This is a genomic window from Streptomyces sp. NPDC001513, assembly GCF_042894695.1.
Lineage (GTDB): Bacteria > Actinomycetota > Actinomycetes > Streptomycetales > Streptomycetaceae > Streptomyces.
In genome coordinates, this window is the sequence record NZ_JBIAVU010000001.1 from 84,816 (window position 1) to 106,247 (window position 21,432).

22 protein-coding genes are annotated in these 21,432 nt (G+C 74.7%); 10 read left to right on the top strand and 12 right to left on the bottom strand.

The window, feature by feature from the left end:
• Positions 1-31 precede the first annotated feature (31 nt).
• Positions 32-1,843 (top strand): RNA ligase family protein, encoded by a 1,812-nt coding sequence (locus ACFYZ4_RS00450; RefSeq protein WP_390782898.1) that lies wholly within the window; start codon positions 32-34, stop codon positions 1,841-1,843.
• Entirely contained in the window at positions 1,843-4,776 is a 2,934-nt protein-coding gene (locus tag ACFYZ4_RS00455; protein WP_390782546.1) for a poly(A) polymerase, read from the top strand. Before ACFYZ4_RS00450 ends, ACFYZ4_RS00455 begins: the two co-directional genes overlap by 1 nt.
• Before the next feature lie 23 nt (positions 4,777-4,799).
• On the opposite strand, the gene ACFYZ4_RS00460 is transcribed toward ACFYZ4_RS00455, so the two are convergent.
• The 3 genes from ACFYZ4_RS00460 to ACFYZ4_RS00470 form a co-directional block, all read right to left on the bottom strand.
• A complete protein-coding gene (locus ACFYZ4_RS00460; RefSeq protein WP_351291065.1) occupies positions 4,800-5,717 on the bottom strand; it encodes an NADP-dependent oxidoreductase in 918 nt (305 codons plus the stop codon).
• 179 nt (positions 5,718-5,896) lie between these two features.
• Entirely contained in the window at positions 5,897-6,034 is a 138-nt protein-coding gene (locus ACFYZ4_RS00465; protein WP_390782547.1) for a hypothetical protein, read from the bottom strand.
• On the bottom strand, positions 6,031-7,107 hold the full coding sequence (locus ACFYZ4_RS00470; RefSeq protein ID WP_390782548.1) for an RNA ligase (ATP): 1,077 nt from the start codon (positions 7,105-7,107) through the stop codon (positions 6,031-6,033). Before ACFYZ4_RS00470 ends, ACFYZ4_RS00465 begins: the two co-directional genes overlap by 4 nt.
• Positions 7,108-7,327: 220 nt before the next feature.
• Here ACFYZ4_RS00470 and ACFYZ4_RS00475 point away from each other — a divergent pair, with 220 nt between their 5' ends.
• On the top strand, positions 7,328-8,077 hold the full coding sequence (locus ACFYZ4_RS00475) for an SDR family oxidoreductase (protein WP_390782549.1): 750 nt from the start codon (positions 7,328-7,330) through the stop codon (positions 8,075-8,077).
• Positions 8,078-8,121: 44 nt separating this feature from the next.
• Here the strand turns inward: ACFYZ4_RS00475 and ACFYZ4_RS00480 are convergent, their stop codons facing one another.
• On the bottom strand, positions 8,122-8,889 hold the full coding sequence (locus ACFYZ4_RS00480) for a peptidoglycan-binding protein (RefSeq protein WP_390782550.1): 768 nt from the start codon (positions 8,887-8,889) through the stop codon (positions 8,122-8,124).
• Positions 8,890-9,152: 263 nt separating this feature from the next.
• Positions 9,153-10,493: an MFS transporter gene (locus ACFYZ4_RS00485; protein ID WP_390782551.1), complete on the bottom strand. Its 1,341-nt coding sequence runs from the start codon at positions 10,491-10,493 to the stop codon at positions 9,153-9,155.
• Between the two features lie 191 nt (positions 10,494-10,684).
• Between ACFYZ4_RS00485 and ACFYZ4_RS00490 the strand changes: the two genes are divergently transcribed.
• Entirely contained in the window at positions 10,685-11,119 is a 435-nt protein-coding gene (locus ACFYZ4_RS00490; protein WP_351290971.1) for a hypothetical protein, read from the top strand.
• A 65-nt stretch (positions 11,120-11,184) separates the two neighbouring features.
• A complete protein-coding gene (locus ACFYZ4_RS00495; RefSeq protein WP_390782552.1) occupies positions 11,185-12,024 on the top strand; it encodes a MerR family transcriptional regulator in 840 nt (279 codons plus the stop codon).
• A 12-nt stretch (positions 12,025-12,036) separates the two neighbouring features.
• On the opposite strand, the gene ACFYZ4_RS00500 is transcribed toward ACFYZ4_RS00495, so the two are convergent.
• Positions 12,037-12,345, bottom strand: coding sequence for a hypothetical protein (locus tag ACFYZ4_RS00500; protein ID WP_351290975.1), 309 nt, complete (start codon positions 12,343-12,345; stop codon positions 12,037-12,039).
• Positions 12,346-12,473: 128 nt separating this feature from the next.
• Between ACFYZ4_RS00500 and ACFYZ4_RS00505 the strand changes: the two genes are divergently transcribed.
• Together ACFYZ4_RS00505 and ACFYZ4_RS00510 are read left to right on the top strand one after the other, a co-directional pair.
• Positions 12,474-12,923 (top strand): hypothetical protein, encoded by a 450-nt coding sequence (locus ACFYZ4_RS00505; protein WP_384342513.1) that lies wholly within the window; start codon positions 12,474-12,476, stop codon positions 12,921-12,923.
• 83 nt (positions 12,924-13,006) lie between these two features.
• A complete protein-coding gene (locus ACFYZ4_RS00510) occupies positions 13,007-13,864 on the top strand; it encodes a GNAT family N-acetyltransferase (protein WP_390782553.1) in 858 nt (285 codons plus the stop codon).
• Positions 13,865-13,875: 11 nt separating this feature from the next.
• Here the strand turns inward: ACFYZ4_RS00510 and ACFYZ4_RS00515 are convergent, their stop codons facing one another.
• The 3 genes from ACFYZ4_RS00515 to ACFYZ4_RS00525 form a co-directional block, all read right to left on the bottom strand.
• Positions 13,876-14,304, bottom strand: coding sequence for a nuclear transport factor 2 family protein (locus ACFYZ4_RS00515; protein ID WP_351290979.1), 429 nt, complete (start codon positions 14,302-14,304; stop codon positions 13,876-13,878).
• A gap of 89 nt (positions 14,305-14,393) precedes the next feature.
• A complete protein-coding gene (locus ACFYZ4_RS00520; protein WP_351290981.1) occupies positions 14,394-15,101 on the bottom strand; it encodes a WYL domain-containing protein in 708 nt (235 codons plus the stop codon).
• A 128-nt stretch (positions 15,102-15,229) separates the two neighbouring features.
• Complete coding sequence (locus tag ACFYZ4_RS00525) at positions 15,230-16,195, bottom strand: helix-turn-helix transcriptional regulator (RefSeq protein WP_390782554.1); 966 nt, start codon at positions 16,193-16,195, stop codon at positions 15,230-15,232.
• A 172-nt stretch (positions 16,196-16,367) separates the two neighbouring features.
• On the opposite strand from ACFYZ4_RS00525, the gene ACFYZ4_RS00530 reads away from it, so the two are divergent.
• From ACFYZ4_RS00530 to ACFYZ4_RS00540, 3 genes are all read left to right on the top strand, one after another.
• Positions 16,368-16,793, top strand: coding sequence for a DUF3224 domain-containing protein (locus ACFYZ4_RS00530; protein ID WP_390782555.1), 426 nt, complete (start codon positions 16,368-16,370; stop codon positions 16,791-16,793).
• Positions 16,794-16,924: 131 nt separating this feature from the next.
• Complete coding sequence (locus ACFYZ4_RS00535) at positions 16,925-17,956, top strand: DUF5954 family protein (protein ID WP_390782556.1); 1,032 nt, start codon at positions 16,925-16,927, stop codon at positions 17,954-17,956.
• Between the two features lie 166 nt (positions 17,957-18,122).
• The gene (locus tag ACFYZ4_RS00540; protein ID WP_390782557.1) at positions 18,123-18,545 is read left to right on the top strand and encodes an STAS domain-containing protein; all 423 of its coding nucleotides are present in this window, start codon (positions 18,123-18,125) and stop codon (positions 18,543-18,545) included.
• Between the two features lie 116 nt (positions 18,546-18,661).
• On the opposite strand, the gene ACFYZ4_RS00545 is transcribed toward ACFYZ4_RS00540, so the two are convergent.
• From ACFYZ4_RS00545 to ACFYZ4_RS00555, 3 genes are all read right to left on the bottom strand, one after another.
• Positions 18,662-18,877 (bottom strand): hypothetical protein, encoded by a 216-nt coding sequence (locus ACFYZ4_RS00545; protein ID WP_351290991.1) that lies wholly within the window; start codon positions 18,875-18,877, stop codon positions 18,662-18,664.
• 141 nt (positions 18,878-19,018) lie between these two features.
• On the bottom strand, positions 19,019-20,116 hold the full coding sequence (locus ACFYZ4_RS00550) for a MerR family transcriptional regulator (RefSeq protein WP_390782899.1): 1,098 nt from the start codon (positions 20,114-20,116) through the stop codon (positions 19,019-19,021).
• Between the two features lie 52 nt (positions 20,117-20,168).
• Entirely contained in the window at positions 20,169-21,428 is a 1,260-nt protein-coding gene (locus ACFYZ4_RS00555) for a helix-turn-helix domain-containing protein (protein WP_390782558.1), read from the bottom strand.
• Positions 21,429-21,432: the final 4 nt, after the last annotated feature.

Sequence of the window (21,432 nt, forward strand, 5' to 3'; positions counted from 1 at the left end):
GAGGCACCACGTCGTCGAGCAGGAGCGGATCATGCGCACCCACTATCCCCGTACGCCGCACCTGCCCTGGTCCCCCGGGGCCTCGGCGGACGACGTCCGGGCCCTCGGACTGGAGGGGCTGGCCGGGCGCGAGGTGGTGGTGACGGAGAAGCTCGACGGGGAGAACACCACCCTGTACGCGGACGGCCTGCACGCCCGCTCGCTCGATTCGGCGCACCATCCCTCGCGGGCATGGGTCAAGGGGCTCCAGGGCAGGATCGGCCCGGGGATTCCGGCCGGCTGGCGGGTGTGCGGGGAGAACCTCTACGCCCGGCACTCGATCCCGTACGAGGATCTGGACAGCTGGTTCTACGGGTTCTCGGTGTGGGACGGGGACCACTGCCTGGACTGGGACCGGACCGTACGGTTCCTGCGGGGCCTCGGGGTGCCCACGCCGCGCGTGCTGTGGCGGGGCACCTTCGACGCGCGCACGCTGCGCAGGCTGAAGCTCGACACCGCGCGGGAGGAGGGCTACGTCGTGCGGACGGCAGCCGGCTTCGCACGCCAGGACTTCGGGCGGTGCGTGGCCAAGTGGGTGCGGAGCGGGCACGTACAGACCGGTACGCACTGGATGTTCGCCGAGGTCGTGCCCAACGGGCTCGGTGCGGCGGCCCCGTTGTGGGCGGTGCGGTCGGGAGCCGAGCCGGACGTGGCGGGGCTGGCCGCCGCCGTCGGCGCGGGCGGAGCCGCCGACAATGCCGGTGTGGACGAGGCCGCCGGTGACGTCGCCGGTGAGGTGGCCGAGGTCGCCGCCCGGATCGACGGGGCGGGGCGGACCGGCGAGGACCGGCTGGCCGGCGTACTGGCCGCCCTGCTGCGGCGCGAGCCGCGCGGCCGGATCGCGGCGCGGCTCGCGGCCGGCCCGGCCGGGATGGGGCTCGCGCGCCGGGTCGGCGACCTGGTGGGCCTGTACCCGTACGTGCAGCGGCCGTTCCCCGACGCGGACCGGCGGGCCGGACTGGTCCGGATGGCCATGGCGGCCGATCTCGGGGTGCTGCACGCGCTCGCCGGGGCGCTGGCCGACGGGCCGGAGGCGCGGGAGGCGGTGGAGTGGTCCGCGCTGTGGGCCGAGGAAGCGGGGCTGCTCGGCGGCCCGGACCCGCTGGACGCCTTGCGCGCCGCGCTGCGTGAGCCCCTGGCCGGGCTGGACGCGGACGCGGCGGACCGGTGCTGGGCGGAGGCCCGGCGCGCCTTCGGGCAGGGAAGGATCGCGGCCGCGCGCCTCGGCCGGGATCCCGGAGTCGGCTGCGCCGTCGTCGAGGAGGCGGTGGCGGCGACCTGGAAGTGGCGCGACGGAACGTTTCCCCGACTGGTGCAGCTCAGCGGCCCCTCGGGGAGCGGGAAGAGCACCTTCGGCCGCGGCCTGCCCGGCGTGGACGCGTACATCAGTCTTGACGACCTGCGCACCGCCCGGGGTTCCCGCGCCGACCAGCGGGCCAACGCGGACGTGCTGGGCCAGGGCCTGGACCTCCTCGACGCCGCCCTCGCCCGGGGCGGAACCGTGGTGTGGGACGCCACCTCGCTCACCGACCAGCAGCGCGGCCTGGCCGGCTCGGTCGCGCGGCGCCGCGACGCGCTCGTCACCCACGCCGTGGTACTGGTCGACGAGCCGGAGCTGCTGCGCCGCAACTCCGTGCGCACGCACCCGGTGCCGGCGCAGGTGCTGGCCTCCCAGCTGCACCGGTTCAGTCCCCCGCACGCCGGCCAGGCGCACCGTACGTGGTACATCGGTGCGGGCGGGGACGTCGAGGACACGGCGGGCGGCCTCGCGGACGGCCCGGATCCGATCCGCGGGGAGTTCTGATGCGTACCAGTGAGCAGCTCTACCACCAGGTCCGCTGGGACCCGCGGTTCGATCCGGCGCGGTTCGTGCTCGGCCTGCTCCAGCGCGGGGCCGCGCCCAAGCGGGTTCCGCTGCCCTCCTTCGTACCCGGCGGCGACATCCCCTGGCACCGGGTGCTGTTCGTCGAGGCGGACGGCGAACTGGTCTGGGACCGGGCCACGGGCGTGGACCGGATCGATGTCAGCGCGGCGGGGCGGGTCCGCGATCCGCGCCTGCTGCGGGCCCCGTTCTTCACCGCGCGCACCCCGTACGCGTGGGACCCGGCCGGCGGCGGCGCCTGGCGGCCCGCACAGCCGCCGCCCCCCGGGCCGGCGGCGGGCCCCACCGCGGTGCGGCTGCTGACCTGGAACACGCTCTGGGACCGGTACGACGCCCCGCGCATCGCCACCGCCCGGCGCAGGCCGTTGCTGCTGGCGGATCTGGCGGCCGCCGACGCCGATGTCATCGCGCTCCAGGAGGTCGAGCCCGAGCTGGTCGGCATGCTGCTGGCGGCGCCGTGGGTGCGCGCCCGGTACACGCTCGGCACGGATCCCGGCGGCCGGGACGTCGCCGAGTGCGGGCTGCTGGTGCTGAGCCGGCTGCCGGTGCGGGAGGCGGGGATGCACCTGCTCGGCAAGCACAAGGCGGTCACCGCCGTGACGGTGGACACCGCGGCCGGCCCCCTGGTCGTCGCCGCCACGCACCTGACCAGCGACCACACCGAGAACGGGCACCTGCGGCGGGACGCCGAACTGGCCCGGCTCGCGGAGGGCCTGGGCGGCATCGAGGCCTCCGTGGCCCTGCTGGGCGACTTCAACGACGGCCGCCACGGGGCCGAGGGGCCCGCGGCCGCACTCGGCATGCGGGACGCCTGGAGCGAGGTACACGGGGCGGCGGACGGTACGCCGACCTTCGATCCGGTGGCCAATCCGCTGGCCGCGGTGGGCTCGCTGTCCGGGCGGGCGGCCCGGCTGGACCGGATCCTGCTCGGGTCCACGGGCGCCCGGGTGACACGGGCGGCGCTGCGCGGCGACGCGCCCGCCGCGGAGGGGCTGTTCATCTCCGACCACTTCGGCGTCGAGGCGACGGTGGAGTTCGGGGCGCCGGGCGCCGGCCCGGCGCGGCTCGACGTACCGGCGACCGCACGGACGGCGGTGGCGTGGCTGCCGCCGCAGCTGCCGGACGCGGTACGGGAGGTGCGCGAGCGACACGACCCGCAGGCCGGCCGCTGGCCCGCGCACGTGAACCTGCTCTTCGGCTTCGTGCCGGAGTCCTCCTTCGACGAGGCCCTGCCGTTGCTGGCCGAAGCGGCCGCCGGGACGGGGCCCTTCGACGTGCGGCTGGAGGGCGTACACAGCTTCGGGCACCGCGAGGACGCCACCCTCTGGCTGGATCCCGCGGCGGCCGGGGAGGGGCCGTGGCAGGAACTCCGGCGCGCCCTGACGGAGCGGTTCCCGGGCTGCCGGGGACGCGCCGAGGGGTACACCCCGCATCTGACGCTCGGCCGCAGCCAGGACCCGCAGCGGGCGGTCGCGGAGTTCACGGCGCGGCTCCGCGGCGCCGTGCCCTCGCGGGTCGGGGAGCTGGCGGTGCTCTCGCGGCGCGGGGACGGACCGATGCGGGTCCGCGCGACGGTGGCGCTGGGGACGGGCGAGGTGCGCTGGGCACCGGAGCCGGACCGGGACCGGGGTGAGACGGGCGGACGGGGGCCCGACCGGGCCGAGCAGGTCACCGCCCGTGTCCGGGCCGCCCTCGTCGGGGCGGAGGTGCACCTGGCCGGATCGCGCCGGATGGGCTGCGCGCTGCCGGAGGCCGACCTGGACCTGGTGGCGGTGCTGCCCGGGCCGGACGGGGTCACCGCCGTACGGGACCGGCTGGCGGCGGCCCTGCCGGAGGCCGGGCCGCTGCGCGAGGTGACGGGGGCGCGGGTACCGGGCCTGCGCTTCCGCGTCGGGGCGCTGTCCGTGGACCTGGTGACGGTGGCCGCCGACGGCGTGGATCCCGCGCACGCGGTGGCACGGCGGGCGGAGCTGGGTGAGGCGGCCGCCGTCGCGCTGAGCGCGGTGAGCGACGCCGATGCCGTACGGGAGCGGGTGGGCGCGGAGCACGCCGCGTTCGCCCGGCTGGCGCGGGAGGTGAAGGCGTGGGCGCGGGCCCGCGGGCTGGACTCGGCGCCGTTCGGCGGGCTGCCGGGGCTGGCCTGGGCGGTCCTCGCGGCGCGGACGGTCCAGGAGGCCGGGGCGCTGCCGCCGGACGACCTGCTGCGGGAGTTCTTCGGCCGGTGGGCCGCCTGGGACTGGCGGAAGCCGGTCGGGCTGTTGCCGGCGGCCGTGGCGCCGGCGGATCCGGCGGCGGCTGAGGGTCAGGATGCGGAAGCGGAGGGCCGACCGGCCCCGGCCCTCGATGCGCACCCGGTCCTCGATGCGCTCCCCGTGCTCGATCCGGTCACGGTGCTCACGCCCTCGGAGCCGGTGCGCAGTTGCACCGCCCAGGTGGGTCCGGGCCTGCGCGACCTGCTGGTCCAGGAGTTGTACCGGGCCTGGGAGCTGCTGGAGGCCAGCCCGGACGGTGCCGGCCGGGCCCTGGTGGCCCCTCCGCCGCTGCACCGTCGGCACGCCGCCTGGGCGGTGGTGACCGTACGCGCGCCCGGCGGGGACTTCGAGGAGACCCTGGGCCGCGTGCGGGGGCGGCTGCGGGCACTGCTCGGCGCCCTGGAGGCGGCCCGCGTCACGGACGCGCACGCCTGGCCGCGCCCCTTCGAGTCCGGCCCGGGCCTCGCCCGTTACGCGATCGGCCTCGGCTCCGCCCCGCCGGACGCGGCGGAGCTGGCCGCGCTGGCCGGCCCGTGGCGGGCCGGCCTGGCGGGGGTCGAGGTCGCCCGGGCGGCCTGCGGCGAGGTGCCGGACCTGACCTGACGCAGCTCGCCCTGCGGGCGGGATCAGACCTCGATGACGATCTTGCCTGGGGTGTGCCCGCCCTGGCTGAGTTCGAAGGCCGCGGCGAGTTCGGCCAGGGGGAAGGTCTTGGCGACCGGCACCTTCAGCTGTCCGGCGTCGGCGAGCCGGCCCAGCTCGGCGAGGTCGCTGCCGACCGGACGGACCCAGACCCACTGGCCGCCCGATCCGAGCACGCTGGGATCGGCGATGGAGGCGTGCCGGCCGTCGTAGTGGAGCACTTCCCGGGTGACCGCGCCGACGCCGCCGACAAAGTCCGCGACGACGGTGGGCCCGTCGGGCACGAGGGCGCGGATGCGGTCGGCGAGCCCGTCTCCGTACTCGACGGGTTCGCCCCCGAGTTCGCGTACCCGGTCGTGGTTGCGCGGAGAGGCGGTGCCGATGACGCGGGCACCGAGCGCGCGGGCGATCTGCACGCCGAGCGAGCCGACACCGCCCGCGGCGCCGTGGATGAGGACCGTGTCGTCCTTGCCGGTGCCGAGGCGGGTGAGCAGCTGGTACGCGGTGAGCCCGGCCAGCGGGAGCCCGGCGGCCTCGGGCCAGCTCAGCGAGGCGGGCTTGTGCGCGAGGGCGCGTACGGGCACGGTGACGAACTCGGCGAAGGTCCCGCCGTGCACGTAGTCCTTGCGGGCGTAGGCGATGACCTCGTCGCCCTCGGCGTACTCGGGGACGTCGATGCCGACGCGCTCGACGGTGCCGGCCACGTCCCAGCCGGGGATCACCGGGTGGACGACGTCCATCAGGGCGTCGAGCCCGCCCGACATGATCTTCCAGTCGACGGGGTTGACCCCGGCGTACTTCACCCGGACGAGCACCTCACCCGGGCCGTACTTGGGCACCGGCAGCCGGATCTCGGAGAGCACCTCCGTCCCGCCGTACGTCTCGTACGCCATCGCCCGCATGGTTTCCTGGTTGCTCCGGCCCGACTGGGACATGTACCCGACCTCTCCGTGTGCTGGTGGACCCGCCCCCGGTCCATCCCACCACGCACGCCGCGCCCGCCCCACGATGCGGGGCGAACGCGGCGCGGCGCGTCCCACACGGCCCGGCCGGTCGGACGCGGCCGGTCAGACGCAGCAGGTCACGCGTGCACGGGAAAGGCCGCCTGGAAGTCGAGCCGCCCGTCCGCCCCCTCGGCGATCCGCCCGAGCACCACGTCCAGCTCCAGGTACGCCTCCCAGCGCTCGGCGCCGGTCTCCGCGGCGAGGCGGTCGATCACTCGTACTCGGTACCGCCCTTGCGGGTCAGGTAGGCCGGGCTGACCGCCTTGGCGATGGAACGGCCGCCGACGACCGGACTGTAGCGCTCCGTCGCGGGACGGATCACGACGCCCTCGCGCAGGTGCACGGCCCGCCCGGACACGGTTTCGCGGCCGCTCGCCAGCTCCAGCACGGTGTCGAGGTCGTACGGGCCCTCGTACAGCCGGGGCACCAGCGGCAGTTCCCCGTCCGTCAGGACGGCGACCGGGTCCAGCCAGCGCACCTGCCCGTCGATCTCGGCGGACACGTCGAAGACGGCGTACCCGGGGGGCGTGTCGGCGGTGCGCACGTCGGTCCCGTAGGCCAGGTCCTGGACGCCCGCGCCGTACACCTCGGCGAAGATGCCCACCCGGGTGGCGCCGAGGCGGGCGGCCAGCTCCGCGGCGACGGCCGGCACGCCGTGGCCGCGTACGGCCCGCCAGTAGAGGTTGCGCTCGTCCTCCTTGAGCGCCAGCCCCTTCGATCCGAACCCCTTGGAGGAGACGATCGACCGCTCCTCCTGGACCACGTACGTGAACAGGCAGGCGGTGCCGTGCAGTTTCTCCGTGAGGACGATCTGCTCCCCCGGCTCGAAGATGTGCGGGTAGCGCTGGAGGTTCTCGATGTCGACCCACGGCATCAGATCGGCGGCGGCTTCGACGTCGCCGCTCATGGTGGTGGGGATGGGCGGGGACCACTTGGTGATGCCGAGCAGTTCCGCGAAGTCCGTGCCCTCCTTGGCCGCCTGTACGAGGTCGACGTCGGCGAGCGCACGCGGGCGGCACACCAGGCCCTGCGAGAGTTCGCCGCGCAGCCGGACCGCCTTGACCCGGTCGGCGGAGCCGCCGGCCAGCCGTCCGGTGAGGCCGAGCTCCTCGATCAGTCCGGCGGGCAGCACGGCCTGTTCGGGTATGTAGAGCGCGAACTCGCCCGTACGGTAGGCACCCTTGGCGATCACGGCGCGGTACAGGCCCACCTGGGCCAGCTCCAACGCGTCGGCGTTCGGGTGCTCGTGGACGGTCAGCTCTTCGGCGGTGACTCTCAAAGTCGACATGGACGGCTCCTGCAGTCGTCTGGGACGCGGACGACGTGCCGGTCCTGCGGCGCGTCGGTGACGATCACTCTCCGGCGCGCCATTTTCGCTGGTCCAGCGATTATCACAGTGTTAGCCTGCCGCACCGCGCGTGCTGTTCCGGCATCCGCTGTTCCGACATCCGCCGTTCCTGTATTCGCTGTTCCGGCATTCGCTGTTCCACCGTCCGCAGGAGGCTCCCGTGTCACGTCCTCGTCGTCCTGTCACCGTCATCACCGGCGGCAGCAGGGGCATCGGTGCGGCGACCGCGCTGCGGCTGGCCGCCGACGGGCACGACCTGGCCCTGGGCTACGTCCGCGACGAGGCGGCCGCCGAGGCCGTCGCCGAGCGGGTACGGGCCACGGGGGCCCGCTGTGTGACCGTACGCGGCGATACCTCCGGGGAGTGCGCCGTCGAGCGGCTCTTCGACATCGCCGGAGCCGAACTCGGCACGCTGACCGGCCTGGTCAACAACGCCGGGGTGACCGGCCCGCTCGGCCGGCTCGCCGACGCCCGGACCGAGGACCTGCGGCGGGTGGTCGAGGTGAACCTCCTCGGGTACCTGCTGTGCTGCCGCCGGGCCGCCCGGGACATGGCGGAGTCCGGTGGCGGGGCGATCGTGAACGTCTCCTCGGCGGCCGCCACCCTCGGCAGCCCCGGAGACTACGTGCACTACGCGGCGACCAAGGCGGCCGCCGACGCGCTGACCGTGGGCCTCTCCAAGGAGCTCGGCCCGGACGGGATCCGGGTCAACGCCGTGGCTCCCGGCATCATCGAGACCGACATGCACGCGGCGATGGGGGATCCCGACCGGCCCGCACGGGCCGCGGCCGGAATCCCGCTCGGGCGGCCCGGCCGGCCCGAGGAGATCGCCGGGGCCATCGCCTGGCTGCTGTCCCCGGACGCCTCGTACACGACGGGAACCGTACTGCGGGTCTCCGGCGGCTGCTGAGCCCCTTCAGGGCCGCAGGACCCGCGAAGGCCCCCGAAGCGGCACTACCTCATGGCCGCCTGCGTGGCCGGCCCGTAGACGCCTTGCGGGTCGCCCTTGATGGACCGGTCGCGCTGGAGCTGGCCGACGCCGCGTTTGGTCTGGCCGTCGAAGACGCCGGTGACGGAGACGTACGTGAACCCCTGCCCGTAGAGCATTTCCTGAAGGGCGCGCACCTCGGGTCCCTTGTCCCCCATCCGCAGGGTCACGGGGGCGACGGCACCCGACGGTCCCGCCGACGCCCTGGGCGAGGGCGTCGACTCCGGACCCTCGCTCGCGTTCGCGCTCGCGCTCGCGCTCCCGGAAGGCTCCGCCGTCGGGGCGGCCGGGGTGGCCCCGGCCCGTCCGGATGCGGTCGGCCCGGGTTCCCCGCCGACGCCCGCGTCCGGGCTGCGCGCCGGGAGCACGGGCACGGACAGCTCGGGCGGCCGCCCGGCCCGGGGAGGTTCCGGCTCGGGCCCGTTCAGCAGGAGCACGACGGCGCCGACCACGGCGAGTGCGAGCAGGGTGCCGACGGCCGGCACAAGCCGACTGCGGCCGCGGCTCCCGCCGTCCGCCGCATCCCGCACGCCCGCGGGGGCGACGGCGGGGGTGGAAACCGGAGCGGGGCCACCGGCCTGCGGGGCGCGCGCCGGGCCGGGGAAGGCGAGGGGGCCGGTCTGCGGCCAGGCGGGCGCCGTCGGCCGGGGCGGTCGGCCCGAGGGGCCGACGTACGGGCGTACGAGCAGGTGGTCGTCGGGGACGAGCCCGCTCTCATCAGGGTCCTGGGACATGGTGGCTCCCCGGCTGGGACGGGGGCCGGCGCGGCGGTGCGGTGCCGGCCCCCACCCGGCCGGTCAGGCTCTGCGCCGCCGGGCGGCGGGAGCCAGGGGGGCACCGGTGGCGGGGACGCCGGGGGTGCCGAGTGCCGGAGAACCGCCGACCGTGGCCGGGGCGGGCGATGTGCGAACGGATGGGGACATCTGGCGTATCTCCGAAGTGCGGCTCAAGCGGTGGTTCTTGATCGGCGCACTCTTTCCCTCCGGCGGGGTCCGGGTCAAGCCGGATGTCCGGTATCGGCCTTGCCGTCCCGTCTGTCGGTGCGGCGGACCGCCGTGGCCCAGACGGTGCACGCGGCCACGAGCATCAGGGCGGCTCCGCCGAGCGGAGCGGCGGGTGCGGAGATGCCGTCGACGGCGAGGCCGCCGAACAGCGCGCCCGCGGCTATCGCGAGGTTGAACATGGCCACCATGAGCGAGGAGGCCGCTTCGGGCGCGTCCGGGGACGCCTTGATCATCCAGCCCTGCACGCTCACGGAGACCCCTCCGTACGCGAGTCCCCAGGCGAGCAGCAGCGTGGTCCCGGCGACCGGTCCCGGGAGGACGGCGATCAGCGCGAGGATCACGGCGAGGGAGGAACTGACCACCAGCAGGGTCCGGTAGGCGTCCCGGGTCCCGGCCAGGAAGTTGCCCGCGACACCGGCGACGCCGTAGCCGAGCAGGAGCGTGCTGACGTATGCGGCGTCGATGCCGGAGACGTCCCGGAGGATCGGCCGGACGAAGGTGTAGGCGGCGAACTGCCCGGTCACCACCAGGAAGGTGACGATCACCCCGGCCCGGACCGCGGGGTTCTCGCGGAGCAGGGCCGGCAGTTCCGGGAAGGTGATGTGCCGGGTCGGCGGAAGCGGGGGCAGCAGCAGGAGCAGGGCGGTCAGCGTGACGAGGCCGAGGGCGCCGACCGCCGCGAAGGCGGTGCGCCAGCCGCCGAGTTCGCCGAGCAGGGTGCCGGCGGGTACGCCGAGCACGGAGGCGGTGGGAACACCGCCGAACACGAGCGCGGTCGCCCGGCCCACGTGGCGCCCGGGGACGAGGCGTACGGCGAGTCCGCCCGCGATGGCCCAGAATCCGCCGACGCTGACGCCGACCAGCAGGCGGGCCGCCAGCACGACGGCGAAGTTCGGGGCGAGGGCGGCGGCAAGGTTGGCGGCGGCCATCAGGGCGATGAGCACGCACAGGACGAGCCGCCGGTCGAGCCGGCCGGCGCCGACGGTGACCAGCGGGGCGCAGCATCCGGCGACCAGCCCGGGAACGGTGACCATCAGCCCGGCGGTCCCGTCGGAGACGCCGAGGTCGGCCCCGACCGGGGTGAGCAGTCCGACGGGGAGCAGCTCGGAGGTGATGAGGCAGAAGATCCCGAGGGCGACGGCGCACACGGCCGCCCAGCCCTTCCACGGCGCGAGTCCGCCACCCGATCCGAGTGCGCTCCCCGGTTCGGATCGAGCCCCTGGCAGGGAGACGGGCAGGGACGCGGCCGAGGGCAGGGACGCGGGGCGGGCCGTGGGGCGGGCCGTGGGATCCGGGGGCGGCGCGGGGTTGCCGGGCGCGGCGGCTGAGGTCATGGACGGGCACTCCGTACGGGCGTTCGGCGGGCAGGACACGGTGGCGCGGGGCTCCGGAGGTCGCGCCTCCCCCGTCACCCGCACTGCCGTTCCCATTTCCCACACACCCCGGTGTCAACCATGGGGATCACATCACCCGGACGGGTGAAGTGGGGAAACGGGCGGGCCGTACCGTACGGCAAGGTGGTCGGATGCAGTTACGCCGGGCCGTGCCCCTCTCCCTCGTCGTGCTCCTCGCGAGCGCCGGCTGTGTCTCCGTCGCACCGCAGGATTCGGCTCCGGTTCCCGTACGCGGTTCCGTGCCGCCCGCCGACGCGCCCGAGCTCCCGACCCCCCTGGCGCTGCCCCTGGGTGAACTGCCCGCGACCCCCGAAACCGACCCGGACCCGGACCCACAACCGGCGGCGGAACGGGGCCGCGCCCCGGAGCCCGCGCCCTCCCGCGAGCGGGCCCGCGCCAAGGCGGTGCCGCCCCGGCGGACGCGGGTGCCCGGGCCCGCGACCGCGCACCCGCACCCGCGCCCTCGGCCGGCCCCGCCGCCCCGCATGGACGAGCTCTGCGCGGCCGCGGACGGGGTCGTACCGCCGTCCATCGTCGACCTGTGCCTACGGCAGTACGGCCGCTGACCGTCCCCACTCCACATGCGAGGCTTGACCCTCCCCCTGTGTCAGGCCTTGCAGTGGAGCACGTCATGTTCACCATCGGAGACTTCGCCAAACACGGCCGGGTGTCGGTCCGCATGCTGCGTCACTACGACGCCCTCGGACTGCTGCGCCCGGCGCGTGTCGACCCCTTCACCGGCTACCGCTTCTACGCGGCCGGGCAGCTCGCCCGCCTCAACCGTGTCATCGCGCTCAAGGAACTCGGCTTCAGCCTCGACCAGGTCGCGACCATCCTCGACGAGCGGGTGGGCGCGGAGGAGCTGCGCGGCATGCTGCGGCTGCGGCAGGCGGAACTGGAGAGCGCCATGGCCGCCGCGGCGGCCCGGCTGGTCCAGGTCGAGGCGAGGCTCCGGACCATCGAAAGCGAGGGATACATGCCTGCCGACGACATCGTCGTGAAGAGCCTCCCGCCCGTCCGGCTCGCCGAGCTGACCGGCACGGCCGGGAGTTTCGACCCGCAGGACATCGGCCCGGTCATCGGCCCGCTCTACGACGAGCTGTGCCGCCGCGTCGAGGAGGCCGGGGTCGTCCCGGCCGGTCCCGGCACCGCCTACTACGAGGACGCGCCGGGCACGGACTCCGGAACGGCGGTCCTCGTCCACGCCGGCCTTCCGGTGGCGGCCTCGGTCCGCGCCGAGGACCTCGGGGGCGAGGTGCGGATCGTCACGCTGCCCGGGGTGGAGCGGGCCGCGACCGTCGTGCACCGGGGCGCGATGGACGGCGTACTGCCGACCGCGCAGGCCCTGGCGCGGTGGATCGACGCCCACGGCCACCGCTCGGCGGGGTACGCGCGGGAGCTGACCCTCTCCTGCCCCGAGGACCCGGACCAGTGGGTCACCGAACTGCAGGAGCCCCTCGCCACGCCCTGACGCCCCGAGGGATCAGGGTCGGCGGCCACAGACGTGGCCGCGGACGTGGGCGCACCGGCGCGCCGTGTCACGCCGCACCGTACGGAACCGGCGCAGGGTGCTGTGGCCGCGCCGCTTCCACTCACCCCGCGGCAGGGCGGCCCGCTGACCGCCGCCCGCGATCAGGGCGTTGACCGGGGTCATCGGGTCGGCGGCCATCGCCTTGGCGAACAGCACGCCGACGACGAGCGGGACCAACGCCACGGCCAGGGCCGATCCTGCGGTGGTCACGTGCTGCATGCGCGGGCGGACGGTCGCGCTGCGCGGGGCCTCGGAAGTCATGACCCCATTCGACCAGCGGCGGCCCGGCGGGGAATCGGGGCGGATACTCAGGCCGTTGGGCACGACGTACTCAGACGGGCTCGCGAGGGGCCCGTCGGGCACCCGCCGAGCGGGGAGGATGTGAGCCGATGACGGTACCCGGGCAGGGCTTCGAGCCGGCGACCGGTGACGGCCCGGCCGCGCCCCCCGGCCGGCGGGAGGCCGAGCTGCGCACGGCCTACGAGGGGCTGCTGCAGATCCGTCGCCTGGTCAACGGCCCGGCGGGCGCGGAGGTTCCCGCGCCGTGGGAGGTACGGCAGCCGCCGCGCGCGGTGGCCCTCGTACTGGAGGCGGCGGGGATCCCCCCGTCGGCACAGGACGCGGAGGGCCGGCGCACGCGGACGGGCTACCGGGTGGCCTCCGGTCCGGAGCCCGGGCGGGTGCAGGTGACCTGGCTCGGGCCCCCGGGCGGCGGCGCGGCCGAGGAGGAGCAGGAGCGGCTCGCGGCCTGCGCGGCCGTACTGGAACGGCTGGGGTGGGTCTGCCTCCAGTACCGGGGCCCGCGCCGGCGCCGCTTCCTGGAGGTGGAGCCCCCGTAGCCGCGCCGTACCGCCGTACTCGACCGCGGCGGGAAATGCGGTGGCCGGGAACACCCCCGCCCCGCGAGACTCACCCGATGGGCATGCTCGACACACAGGCGGACCGCATCGGCCGGGGCGAGACCGTGGAGTTCCGGCCGACCGGCGGATCCATGGAGCCGCTGATCCGCAGCCGGCAGCGGGTCCGGGTCGCGCCGGCCGACCCGGCGTCGGTCGAGGTCGGCGACATCGTCCTGGCCCGCGTCTCGGGCACGGTGTACCTGCACCTCGTGTCGGCGGTGGACGCCCCGCGCCGGCGCGTGCAGATCAGCAACAACCACGGCCACGTGAACGGCTGGACCGGCTACGACCGGGTGCTGGGCATCTGCCTGGCCGTGGACGGCGTACCCCGCCCGGGCACCGCGGCCAAGGTGCGCCGGCCCGTCGTCCGGCCCGTCGCCCTCGCCACCCGTCGCCTGGACCTGCTCCCGCTGCTCCCCGCGCACGCGGAGGAGATGAGCCTCGTCCTGGCCGACCCCGCCCTGCACGCCTTCACCGGCGGCGCGCCACTGTCGCGGGAGGAGCTCCGCGCCCGCTACGAGCGGCTCGGCGCCGGCTCCCCCGACCCCGCGACCGTCTGGGCCAACTGGGTCCTGCGGCTGCGCGGACAGGGGCGGTTGGTGGGCACCGTCCAAGCCACGATCGTCCCGGCGCGCACCCTGGCCGAGCTCGCCTGGGTCGTCGGCACCCCCTGGCAGGGCCACGGCTTCGCCTCGGAGGCCGCACGGGCCGTCGCGGACTGGCTGAGGCCGCTGCCCGTCGATCTGCTGGTCGCGCACGTCCACCCGGACCACGCCGCCTCGGCGGCGGTCGCCGCGCGCTGCGGACTGCGTCCGACCGGGCGGCTCCGGGACGGCGAGGTCCGCTGGGAGTCCGGCGACGGCCGGAGGGCAGGGCTCTGACTTCCCTTGCTTCAGGCGTCGAAGCGGCGGTTGCCGGTGAGTGACCACACGGCGGAGATCCGGCCGTCCGTGACCGCGAACATGTCGATGCCGCTCTTGACGACGACGTCTCCGCCGCCGGTGTTGCTCTCCAGCCACCGGCAGGCCATCTCGCCGCGCTCGGAGTCGACCAGCGGTGCGGCGTCGGCGGCGAACGTCAGGCCGGTGAGGGCCAGGCTGTTGGTCGAGATGAACGCCGTCAGTTCGTCCCGGCCGAAGGTGGCGGCGGAGCCGGTTCCGTCGAAGTCGTCCGCGAAGTGCAGCCGGAAGCCGGGGGCGAGGATCTGCTCGGCGAGGGCGAGGTCTCCGTTCCAGAGCGCCGTCCAGCCCTCCACCAGCCGGGTGCCGGCCTCCCGGGTCAGCGGCGCGGAGTCGGTGGTGGGGATCGTCGTCACAGACATGGGTGCCTTCCAGGGTCGGTTCGTGGTCACCCAGCCTCCGGGCCGGAGGCGACAACCCTCTGTCGGTGTTTAGCCCTCCGGACAGCGGCTCAAGCGAAACTGTAGAGCTCGTCGAGTGCGACGAAATTCCGGCCGAGGGTGCCCAGTTCGGACAGGTCCACCGGACGCGGCTCCGCCGTCTCCTCCAGTGCCCGCGCCTCGCGGACGAGGTCGAGGCGGAAGCCCCGTACGGCGGAGTCCAGCCGGCACCAGCCGATGAGGTACCAGGCGTCACCTCCGAGGAAGCCCAGGGGTTCGACGGTGCGGTCGGTGACCTCCCCCTGCGGGTCGGCGTAGCGCAGGTGCAGCAGCCGGTGGGTCGAGAGCGCCTCGCGCAGGGTGTGCGGGAGTGCGGACGGCCGAGCGGGGCGCACGGCGAGCCGTACCCGGGCGGCGAGCTCGCGCGCGGCCTGGCGTTCGCGCTGCGGCATGACGGCGAACACCTTGTACAGCGCCGAGTGGGCGTCCGCGGCGAAGGGTGTCCCGGACAGCCCGTGCAGGGCGACGGCCAGGGCCGCCGCCTCGGCGGGGGTGATGGTCAGGGGCGGCAGGGTGTGGTCCTTGTCCACCACGTACCCGCCGCTGCGGCCCGGTTCGGCGTAGACCGGCACACCGGACTGCTGCAGGGCGCTGAGGTCGCGCTCGATGGTGCGGGTGCTGACGCCGAAGCGCTCGGCGAGCCACCGGGCGCTGCGCGGCCGGGGCGAGACCGCGCGTAACTCCTCCACCATGGCGTACAGACGCTCGGTACGGTTCACAGCCAAGGACCGTAGCCGATGCCCCGGGGCCGGAGCACGGCATATCGGGCCGGTGCGTCGAACGCACCGGGATCGGCGCCCTCACCGCCCGGGACCGGGGCCGGGCCGAACAGCGCGGCGCCCGGAACTCAGGCGTAGCGTCCGGCCAGTGTGGCCACCGTTTCGGCGAGGGCGCGGCGCAGTTCGGGCGGGCCGAGCACCTCGGCCTCCGCGCCCAGCCTCAGCAGGTCGCCGACGGCGATCGCCTCCGACTCGACGGGCAGGAGCAGCCGGACCCAGCCGTCCGCGTCGGCCGGCCCGGCCTCGGCCAGTGCCCGGTTGCCCGCCGCCCCGAACTGCATGGGGAGCAGCCGCTGTCCGCGCGGGGACAGGCGCAGCTCAGCGGTCTGCTGGTGTAGTACGGCGTCCAGGCGGCGGGTGGACTCCTGCCAGTACGCGGCGAGTTCGAACCCGGCGGGCCGTTCGAAGCACTCCGCCGAGGTGTCCACCGCCAGGAACCGGCCGACGCGGTAGGTCCGTACGGCACCGTCCCCCACCTCGGCCACCAGGTACCAGATGCCCCCCTTGAGGACGAGGCCGAGCGGGTGCAGCTCGCGTCGTACCTCTCCGCGCCAACGACGGTAGTGGGCGTGCAGGACGCGCTGGTCCCATACGGCCTGGGCGATCCGCGCGAGGTACGGGACGGGGTCGGCCTCCCGGAACCAGGCGGGCGCGTCGAGGTGGAAGCGGTCCTGGATCCGGCGGGCCCGTCCGGCGAGTGCGGCGGGCAGCGCGGCCTGGAGCTTGAGCTGGGCGGCGGCCAGGTCGGCGCCGAGGCCGAGTTCCCGCGCGGGTCCGGGGGCGCCGGCCAGGAAGAGCGAGCCGGCCTGTGCGTCGGTGAGGCCGGTGAGGCGGGTGCGGTAGCCCTCGGCGAGCCGGTACCCGCCGGCCGGTCCCCGGTCGGCGAGGACGGGGACGCCGGAGGCGCCGAGGGCCTCGACGTCCCGGTAGACCGTGCGCACGGACACTTCCAGCTCGGCGGCGAGCTCGGGCGCGGTCATCCGGCCGCGGTTCTGCAGCAGCAGGAGCAGGGAGAGGAGCCGGTCGGCGCGCATGGATCCCATTGTCCGCCCTACCTGACAGAAGGTGTCAGGTACCGCTGCCAGCCTGGGGGCACGGCCTGATCGACTGCCGGGCGGAGCACACCGTCCGGCCACACCGTCGGCAGACCGTCAGGCAGACCGACAGAACAACCGACAGAACGACAGAACGACCGAGAGGACAGCCATGCCCACGCCCCTGCCCGTAGAGACCGGTGGCCGCTTCACCTTCGCCAACTGGGAGGAGAACCCCGTCGGATCGGCGGAGGCCGTCCCTCGGCTCGCCCACGCCCATGTCACCAACGCCTTCACCGGCGGGATCGAGGCCGCGGAGACCGCCTGCGACTACACGATCGCCTACACCGGGGAGAACGTCGGCAGCTACAGCGGCATGGAACTGCTCACCGGCAGCGTCGACGGCCGCAAGGGCAGTTTCGTACTGGAGGAGCGCGGCAGCTTCGACGCCGGCGGCACCGTCTGCCGCTTCGAGGTCGTGCCCGGCTCCGCGACCGGGGACCTCGCCGGGCTGACGGGCTCGGGGGGATTCACGTACCGCCACGGCGAATCCTCCGTCGCCTACTCCTTCACGTACGACCTGGGGTCCCCCGCATAGTCGATCCCGCCCCCGCCCGGATGGGAATCGGCGAATCAGGGGCGGTGCCGTACCGCGGTCGGCAGGATGGGCGTATGGACCGTGGGGATGTGGGGCCGGGCGGGTCCCGACCGATGGTGGTACGGGTACCCGTGGAGCCGGTGGAAGCCGCGGTGGAGGCCGACGCGGTCGACGCCGTGGCGCGCACCGCCAGCGTGGTGGTGCGCGGCCCGTTGTTCGGGGTGGCGGCGCAGGACGTGGGGGACGGACCGCGGTGGCGGGTGGTGCTCGCGGTGACGGACGGCTGCCCGCAGCTGGCGCGCGACGGGCTGAACTCGCTGCTGTGGTTCCGCGCGAAGGACGATGCGCGCGACCGGGCGGAACGGCGCGCCCTGCTGGCGGCGGTCGCCCGGCTGGAGAGCGAGCGCGTCGACGAACTCGAAGCGGCGGGGACCCGGTACCGGGTCGTACGCGCCGAGGAGTACGCGGGTGCGGGCCCGGACGGCATCGAGCAGCCGCGGCCCACCGATCCCGATCCCCTCTTCCCCGATTGGAACCGCGCCGCCAAGGGACCGGGGGTCGACGACGACCTGGTCCTGGACCCGGACGCACCGGTCACCCCCACCCAGGCCGTGGAGCAGCTGGCCCTTCGAGGCCTGTGCTACACCGGTGAGCGGTTCCCCGAAGACGTACGCTCCGACGCGCAGCGGGCGCTGGACACCCACCCGGACGTCCTGCTGCTGCCCCCGACGTTCACGGTCGTGGAACAGACCGCCGCCCGCGGCTGGCGGCCGGCCGGCGGCCCGCACGCGACCGCGCACGAGGCCCGCAAGTCGCTGGACTTCACCCTGACGTGGATGTGGCCGCGCATGCACGGCCACATCCCCGCCGACGCCGGCCCGCAGTTCGATGCCCGTACCTGGACGGCGAAGGACGGGGCATCGGCCGTTCCGCGGTCCGCGGAGCTGGCCGCGTACGCCGAGGCCGCCGACGTCCTGCGGGCCGGGCGCGTCAACCAGCTGGAGTTCCAGGACACCGTGTACCGGATCGCCCGCACGCGCCGCCTGCTGCGCTGGGGCCCCGACGGCCCCGAGGGTCCGCGCCCGTCCGACACCAACAGCCAGGACCCCGCGCGCATCCACCTCCCCCTCGACGAGGACGGCCGCGTCCTTCCCGAAGACTGACCGGAACCGTCTGCGCCGGACCGGCGCTCCGAACGCCGCACGGTGGGCGCCTGACGCCTCATCCGGGTGAAATCTTTCCTCCTGTCGGGGATCGATGCTGGTCACATGGGGTGAAAGGAGCGCATGGCTCGTTTCCCGACACCGGGTGGGACGCGTTGATGGGGATGTGAGTACCTCAAGCACCGCCCCGATACTGCCCGCCACCCTCGCGCCCCTGGCCCCTCCCACCGTGCACGACTCGGGCGCTGACACCGCGCCCGGCGTCATAGACATCCACTCCTGCACCACCCTCGGCGCCACCCTGATCGTCCGCCTCGGCGGGGAGATCGACCACTTCAGTGCCGCCCCGCTGCGGGCGCTCCTGGCCTCGGCGGCCGACGACGGCTACACCGGCCTCGTGCTGGACACCTCCGACGTCGCCTTCGCCGATTCCGGCTTCCTGGCCATCCTCGACTGGTGGCCCCGGCACGGACGCCGCCTCAGGCTCGCGAACCGCTCCCGGGCCGTGAAACGCCTGCTGCGGGCGGCCGCCGCAACGACACGGCAGCCACCCCACACCGCCTCACTGACGGCGCAGGCGACGTCATGACCTTCATACTCCCGACCCGCACTGCGACTTGATCCCGGCCAGGTGGGCCCGCGATGACCGCGGGCCCATCTTCCGGCCCTGGCACGTCCCTTGCGGGGCCGGGCGCCGGCCGCCGGTCAGCCGAAGCTGCGCCTGCGGTCGCCCGTCTGCTGGGGCGGGATGCGGTGCAGCCGGCGGCGATTGCGCCGCCTCGCGCCGGTCCTGCGCGCGTCCTCATCACCGGACCGGGCTGCCCCCTGGTCGGGTTCCGCGGGTGCCACCGCCGGGGCGAGCGCGATCGCAGCGATGACCGCCGTCACCACGACAAGGATGATTCCGATGCTCACGGACATGATTCCCGCCTTTCGCGTAGACCCTTACCTCTGTAGCTACTCAGCGTTTCCAACGCCAGCTTCGATAAACACGTTGAGTGATGTTTAGAGCGGGCCGTCGCCACGCTGACCTCCCGTCACCTGCCGGGTGGGTGGTGCGGTTCAGGCGATGAGGAGGCGGAGGCCGAGATCGGCTGCTTCGAGGTCGGCGAGGGCGCTGTTGCGCTCGGCCCACCGGCCGGAGTCGAGGTCCGCGCCGAGGCTTCGTACCGCCCGCTGCTCGGCCTCCGGCCCGACCCGCGTCCACACCGACATCGCACGGCGCACATGATCGTCCAGGTACGCCCCCGGCCGGCGCCAGTACGCCTCGAACAGGCCGTCCGCGCAGTCCCACGGGACCGGCACCGGCTCGGCGCGGGCGCCGATCGCGTCGGCCATCCCGGCAAGCGGGGGAAACCCCGCGAGGACGGTGGCGAACTCGGGCAGGTAGTCGCGGGTGAGCCAGAACCGGTCCTGCCATCGGGGCTCGTCGGTGTCGAACGTGAGCACCACCACCCGGCGGGCCACGCGCCGCATCTCGCGCAGCCCCGCCATCGGGTCCCCCCAGTGGTGAACGGTGGAGACGGCCATCGCGACGTCGAAGGAGTGCTCCTCGAACGGCAGGCTCTCCGCGGCGGCGGCCACGCACGGCGCCGAGCCGGCAGGCCGCTGCCCCCGCATGACCGCCGACGGCTCCACCGCGGTCACGTAGCGGTCGGTGGGCTCGTAGGAGCCGGTGCCGGCCCCGACGTTCAGCACCGTCTGCGCGTCCCCGAGCGCGTCCCAGATCTGTGCGGCGATCCGTGGCTCGGTGCGCCGCGTCGCGGTGTAGGCGCCGCCGATCGCGTCGTAGAGCCGTGGTCCGAGCATCTCCAGTTGCTCCTCCGGTGTCACCTGCAGTCCCTTCGCCCGTGCGTCGAGTTCCCTGTCGATGGCCGCCACCATGGCGTCGGCGCGATCGCGCCGCTCCAGCAGCAGGCCGCGCAGTCGGCGTAGGTGCGCGACCGCGTCGGCGGTCGGGTCGCCGACCAGTTCCGCGACCTCCCGCAGCCCGAAGCCCAACCGCCGATAGGCCAGTACCTCCCGCAGCCGCTCGACGTCGCCCGCCGAATAGGCCCGGTACCCGGCCGCGGTCCGCGCCGACGGCCGGACGAGCCTGATCTCGTCATAGTGATGCAGCGTGCGGACGCTCACTCCGGCCAGCTCGGCCACGCGTCCCACGGTCCAGTGGTCTTCCACGGCACCGACTATGCGGCCTGACGCCACGTGAGGGTCAAGAGCGTTCGGCGCCGGGGACGTCGATACGGATCCGCGTGGTCGTCATCGGCGGCGTCGGAGCACCTTCGGGTGGGCCGGCGCGGGTGAGTTCACAGGCCGTGCAGTGACAGTTGGGGTGCGGAATCCATCCGGATGCCCGTCGACCCGGTTCCGGCGGTGCCGGAGGAGCCGGAGGAGGGGCGCTGAACGGGTCTTCCGCTACGGGTACCGCGGGCGCCGTCTCCACAGGGCGCGGCCATGACGTCCCGGGGGTCCGTTGCGGCAGGGGCGGCGCGGCGACGAACGCGTTCGGGTCCTGCCGTGTGGGTGCGCCCTGCGGCTCCGGCCCGGGCGAAGGGCTCCCGGTCTGCTCCGAGGTGCAGTCACCGCAGAGGGCCCTGGTCCATCCCGTCGCGCCGTCGTAGGCGAAGGAGGGCCGGCGACAGCGTGGGCAGGCGAGTTCTCCCCGCCGCTGCGCCTGGTCGACCAGGAGTTCCCTGGTCATGCGGCGTGCGGACCGGCTGACGTTGGCCGCTCCCGGGTCGGGGACGGCCACCAGGAGCTTCAGTCCCGGTTCCTTGCGGGCCGAGGACTCCAGGTCGCTCATCAGCAGTTGCAGGTCGCGGGGGGTGACACGGTCGTGTGCGGTGAGGAAACCGCCCGGGTGGCCGACGCGCGGTCGCCTGCGGCGCATGCGCGTGCTGTGGAGGTCGGCATCCGCCCGGTCCCAGGCCTTCCCCCATTCCGGCAGGTCGCCCTTCCGGACGCCGCAGGCTTCGGCGAAGGCCAGTACGAACGCCCGGCTGGGCGTGGACTGGCCGTTGAGGATCCGGCCGGCCGTGCTGTGGGGAAGGCGTCCCACTCCCCCTGCCCGGCCGTCCAGGCTGCGCAACGGCGGGCACCCGTCGTCCTGGTAGAGATCGACGATGGCGGAGTGCAGGTCGGCGAAGTCCTTGGCGACGGTGATGTGGCCTCCGCCGCGGTGGCCGGCGAGTACGCCCTGCGCGCGGACTTCGTCACGGCGGGCGTTCTTCCATAACCGCTCGGCCTCTTTGACGTTGCGGCCGCAGGCCCGAGCGTAGGAGACGACCACGCTCAGGTTCTGCGGCACGCTGCGTCCGGAGGCGGCGCGCGCGAGGGTGTCGGCGCTGAAGGGGGTGCGGACCGCCAGTTGCTGGTAGGTCAGCCCCGCCGACGCGCGGCCGGCACGCAGCCACGTCACCAGCGCGAGCAGGGACTTGCCGCACGGGGCGACGGGGTTCTCGCGGCGCGCCATGGAG